At 71.2% G+C, this 4794-nt stretch carries 4 protein-coding genes and 1 pseudogene; 3 read left to right on the top strand and 2 right to left on the bottom strand.

Translation table 11 applies throughout. The features are described from left to right. Positions 1-128 precede the first annotated feature (128 nt). Positions 129-428 (bottom strand): hypothetical protein, encoded by a 300-nt coding sequence (locus ACIQOV_RS28065; RefSeq protein WP_401053176.1) that lies wholly within the window; start codon positions 426-428, stop codon positions 129-131. A 363-nt stretch (positions 429-791) separates the two neighbouring features. Here ACIQOV_RS28065 and ACIQOV_RS28060 point away from each other — a divergent pair, with 363 nt between their 5' ends. After that, positions 792-2123 carry a serine hydrolase domain-containing protein gene (locus ACIQOV_RS28060; RefSeq protein WP_401053174.1) on the top strand — a complete coding sequence of 444 codons (1332 nt, stop codon included), beginning with the start codon at positions 792-794 and terminating at the stop codon, positions 2121-2123. A 138-nt stretch (positions 2124-2261) separates the two neighbouring features. Here the strand turns inward: ACIQOV_RS28060 and ACIQOV_RS28055 are convergent. After that, positions 2262-2435: pseudogene (locus ACIQOV_RS28055) on the bottom strand (transcriptional regulator); the annotation flags it as partial. A gap of 129 nt (positions 2436-2564) precedes the next feature. On the opposite strand from ACIQOV_RS28055, the gene ACIQOV_RS28050 reads away from it, so the two are divergent. Both ACIQOV_RS28050 and ACIQOV_RS28045 read left to right on the top strand, forming a co-directional pair. Continuing rightward, positions 2565-4109: an MFS transporter gene (locus ACIQOV_RS28050; RefSeq protein ID WP_401053172.1), complete on the top strand. Its 1545-nt coding sequence runs from the start codon at positions 2565-2567 to the stop codon at positions 4107-4109. Positions 4110-4250: 141 nt separating this feature from the next. After that, on the top strand, positions 4251-4640 hold the full coding sequence (locus ACIQOV_RS28045) for an SCO5389 family protein (RefSeq protein ID WP_401053170.1): 390 nt from the start codon (positions 4251-4253) through the stop codon (positions 4638-4640). Positions 4641-4794: the final 154 nt, after the last annotated feature.

Below are 4794 nucleotides of genomic sequence, written 5' to 3'. Positions count from 1 at the left end.
GGGTGCGCACGGCCGACTGCCGGGCACCCGGCGGGGCCTCCCTCGCGGTGGGTCCGGCGGGGCCGATGAACGGCCGGGCGGCGTCCGTCAGTTCACGGAGCACTTCCGCATCGTGGCGCCCACAGGGCTCACCGGCGATGAAAATAGACCCTGAACTCCAAGCCGTACAGCCGCCCTCGGACCTTCGTCCTGATCCAGAGCGAGAACAGGTCCGCGTCGCCGTGGCTGGAGCGGTTCTCAGTACGGACACGCCGACTCAGATACTCGAACGACAGCATCTCCCAATCGACCAACAGGCCGGGGATCCGTTCGACCGAACCGTGCAGCAGATAGAGACACATCAGGTCCACCGGATGTGTGTCGTGTGCCAGCCGCGTAAGGAATCCATCGGAAAAACTGTCCCGCAAAGGTGTCTCCAGTCGTCCCACCCGCCCTGTCCCCGCATCCTGGGCACGGGGTGAATCCACGGCCTTCGGGACGGTTTTCGGCGCCGCTTCGAACCGGCCCGGCTCTTCCCGGCCTCCCCGACCGGCGAGGCATGAGCTCGACGTCCCACGCCCCACGTCCCACGTCGCTGGTCGCTGGTCGCTCGATCCGCCGAGGCCTCAGGGATCCGTCGGGGGCGGCCTTCGACCTGAGGTGGAGTTCCACGGGCCGGAAGATGGACCCCGGGGCGGACATGCCCCGGACCTGAGGCGGACGCCTCGCGTCACGACCGCCTGGCACTGTGTCAACTGTCTTTGTTGAAACGGATGTTGATGGCATTCGTCGGTCGGATTCGGGAGGACGGCATGGCGGACGGGGCGGCGGATCCGAGGCTTCGGAGGATCGGATCGAAGGGTCGGCGGTGGCGGGGCACGGCCGGGCGGTCGGCGGTCGTCGTACTCGCCGGCGCGGGCCTGCTGGCGACCTCGGCTCCGGCCGCCGGCGCGACGGACGCCCCGGCGGCGCCCTACCGGGTGGCGGCGGGCGGGGCGCGTACAGCGGACGGGGCGCGGAAAGCGGACGGGGCGGCCCTGGACGCGGTGGTCCGGGCCATGGTGCGGGAGGGCGGCGCAGCGGCGACGCTGGCCCGTGTCCGGGAGAACGGCTCCACGGCCTGGAAGGGTGCGGCCGGCGTGGCCGACCTGGCCACCGGTGCCCCCGCCGATCCGGACGGCCGGTTCCGGATCGGCAGCGTCACCAAGACCTTCGTCGCGACGGTGGTCCTCCAGCTCGTCGCGGAACACCGACTCGGCCTCGACGACTCCGTCGAGAGCCGCCTGCCGGGCGTGGTGCGGAACGGCGCCGGCATCACCGTGCGCCAACTGCTCAACCACACCAGCGGCATCCACGACTTCACCGAGGACCCGGCGTTCGACGCCGGCAACGAGGCGACGCTGCGGCAGTGGCTGGCGGGTGGGCGCTGGACGTCCTACCGACCGCAGCAGCTCGTGGACATCGCCGACAAGTACCCGCGGTACTTCGCCCCCGGACAGGGCTGGCACTACTCCAACACCGACTACGTGCTCGTCGGCATGATCATCGAGCGCCTCACCGGCCGCAGTTGGGCGCAGGAGGTGGACCGCCGCATCATCCGGCCGCTGGGTCTGACGGGCACCTCGATGCCCATCGACTCGCCCTTCATTCCCGGCTCGCACGCGCACGGCTACTACAAGCTCGCCACCGGCCCCGCCGACGTGACGCTGCTCAACCCGTCGATGGCATCCTCGGCCGGGGCGGGCATCTCCACCACCGCGGATCTCACCCGCTTCATCTCCGCCCTGCTCGGCGGGCAACTGCTCGGCCCGGCCGAACTCGCCGAGATGAAGCGCACCAGCGGCCCGGGCGAGACCGTCGGCTACGGGCTCGGACTCCAGCGGATGACCACGCCCTGCGGCGAGTTCTGGGGACACAGCGGCGGCATCCCCGGCTACAACACCCTGCTGGTCGGCGAGGTCACCGGAAAGCGGCAGTTCGCCACCTCGATCAACCGGTACGACCTGTCCGACCCCGCCGCGATGCAGCGGACCTCCAACGACCTGTACTCCACGGGCACCTGCGGCGGCCGCCAGCCGGCCGCCTCGCCGTCGGCCCTCCCGTCCGCCGCCGCGACACCGCGGTCCACCGGACCGCTCACCTGATCCGAGCCCCGGATCCGCGCGCCCGCACGGCCACGGACGCGTGGATCACCTGGGTGTTCAGCAGCAGTCGCAGCCCGGCCGGCAGCCGCAGGCGTCCGACTCCCTGCCGGGCGGCGGGGTGAGCCCGGCGGGCGCGCAGCAGCGGCCCTTCTCGTCGGCCTCGGTGCGGGTGCGGTCGTCGGCGTCGGCGACCACGGCGGTGCGCAGGTCGTCCAGCGCGTGCCCGAGCCGCTCGTCGGCGAGCTCGTACCGGGTGCGGCGCCCCACCGGCACCGCCACCACGCGGCCGCAGTCGCGCAGGCACGCCAGGTGGCGACCGGGCAGCATGAGCATGTCCGTAATGAACGATTGTGTTCCCTATGCCCCGGGGATACCGTCGGTAGTGGTGAACGAATCCGCCCCCTGCCCGCCGTTCACCCTCGAACCCATTGGGGGACCGCCATGGCCACCTCGCGCGCCCTGGCCGAGGCTTCGCCCGCGACCGCACGTCGGGGCCAGCACCCGGGGATCGCTCTCACCGTCATCGCGGCGACACAGCTAATGGTCGTCCTGGACATCACGATCGTGAACATCGCGCTGCCGCACATCCAGTCGGCGCTGGGGTTCAACACCACCGAACTGTCCTGGGTGATCAACGCCTACACGCTCACCTTCGGCGGGCTGCTGCTGCTCGGCGGGCGGGCCGGCGACATCCTCGGGCGGCGGCGGGTGTTCATGGTCGGCGTGCTGGTGTTCAGCCTGGCCTCGCTGCTCGGCGGCGTCGCGCAGTCCTCGGCCTGGCTGCTGGCGGCCCGGGCGCTCCAGGGCCTGGGCGGCGCCATCGCCTCGCCGACCGCGCTGGCGCTGATCGCCACCAACTTCAAGGAGGGCCCGGAGCGCAACCGGGCCTTCGGGGTGTTCTCGGCCGTGGCCGGGGCCGGTGGCGCGATCGGGCTGATTCTCGGCGGCATGCTGACCTCCTGGCTGTCCTGGCGCTGGGTGTTCTTCGTCAATGTGCCGATCGGCATCGCGATCGCACTGCTGGCGCCGCTGTACATCAACGAGTCCGAGCGCCACCCCGGGCGTTTCGACCTGACCGGCGCCTTCACCGCCACGGCGGGCATGGTCTCGCTGGTGTACGGCTTCATCCGTGCCTCCGACCACGGCTGGACGGACCCCGTGACACTGACCGCCTTCAGCCTCGCCGCCGCGCTGCTGGTCGCGTTCCTGTTCAACGAGCGGCGGGTGCCGCAGCCGATCACCCCGCTGCACCTGTTCCGCGACCGCAACCGCTCGGGCGCGTACGGGCTGATGCTCTGCGTGGCCGCGACGATGTTCAGCATCTTCTTCTTCATCACCCTGTTCGTGCAGGAGATCCTCGGCTTCAGCCCGCTGCGGGCCGGCTTCGCGTTCCTGCCGATCAGCGTGGCGATCATCGCCGCCGCCCAGTTCGCCGCCCGCAACCAGCTGCGCTGGGGCCCCAAGCCCTTCCTGGTGACCGGCTCGCTGCTGGTGCTGAGCGGGGTGGTCTGGGCGACGCAGATCGACATCGACAGCACCTACGTCGGCGGCATCCTCGGCCCGACCCTGCTGTTCGGCTTCGGCATGGGCTCGATCTTCGTCCCGGTGATGCTGACCGCCGTCTCCCACGTCGCCCCGCACGAGACCGGCGCGGCCACCGGCATGCTCAACACCACCCAGCAGGTGGGCGGCTCGCTCGGCCTGTCGATCCTGGTCACGGTGTTCGGCACGGCCAGCCGCAACGAGGCCCGGCAGCAGGCCGGGGCGTTCCTGCGGCAGGCCACCCCGCAGCAGCTCGCCCAGTTCCGGGCCACCGGCCGGCTCCCGGCGCCGTACTCCTCGCAGGTGCTGGTGCACGGCATCGCCAGCGCGTTCCAGATGGGCCTGGTCTTCGCGGCGCTGGCGGTGACGATCGCGGTGTTCGTCATCAAGGTCGGCCACCTGCCGGTGCCGCCGGCCGTCAGTCCTTCGGGGGGCGGCGCTTGACAGGGCGTCGGGGTGACCGGGAGAGTCTTTCTTGCAATGGTTTTCATCTTCGATAACTGGTGCGGGTGAGCGCTGCCCGTTCCGCCGGTCACCGCCGCCCACCACCGGTCGAAGCCCACGCATCCCCGAAAGAGGACCTCCATGTCGCTCGACGTCTCCCCCGCCCTCCTCGCCCAGGCCCAGCAGGGCCGCGTGGACGAGGCCGACTTCCTCGACACCGTCCGCACCTCCCTCCCGTACGCCTACCAGGTCGTGTCCGGGCTCAGCACCGAACTCGCCACCGGCCAGGAGGAGTTCACCACCGACAACACCACGCCCAGCGACGAACAGCGCGCCCAGCTGCTGCGCGCACTCGCCAGCAACGCGATCCGGGGCAGCCTGGAGAGCCACTTCGGGGTGAAGCTCGCCTTCGTCAACTGCCACCGCGTCGGCGCCTTCCGCCCCGGCGCCGAGGACGGCGCGGCGTACCGCGAGTTCACCTCGCTGCACAACCAGATCCGCAACCAGAGCCCGGAGCTGCGCAGCTGCTGACAGCCCCCGGAGGCGGCCAGGACGCGGCGGCTCCCACCCAGCCCCCCCGGGTGGGTGCCGCCGCACCTGTCACCCCCGTTGCGCCGTGTTGGGGGCCGGTGAACGGATCGTGCGTCGATCTTGTAGGACGGCGCGGCGGCCGCGTAAGTTGGAA

This window comes from Kitasatospora sp. NPDC091257, assembly GCF_044757675.1.
Classification (GTDB): Bacteria; Actinomycetota; Actinomycetes; order Streptomycetales; family Streptomycetaceae; genus Kitasatospora; species Kitasatospora lactacystinica.
The sequence above is the reverse complement of the archived record's forward strand: the minus strand, read 5'-3'. Positions and strand labels throughout refer to the sequence as shown.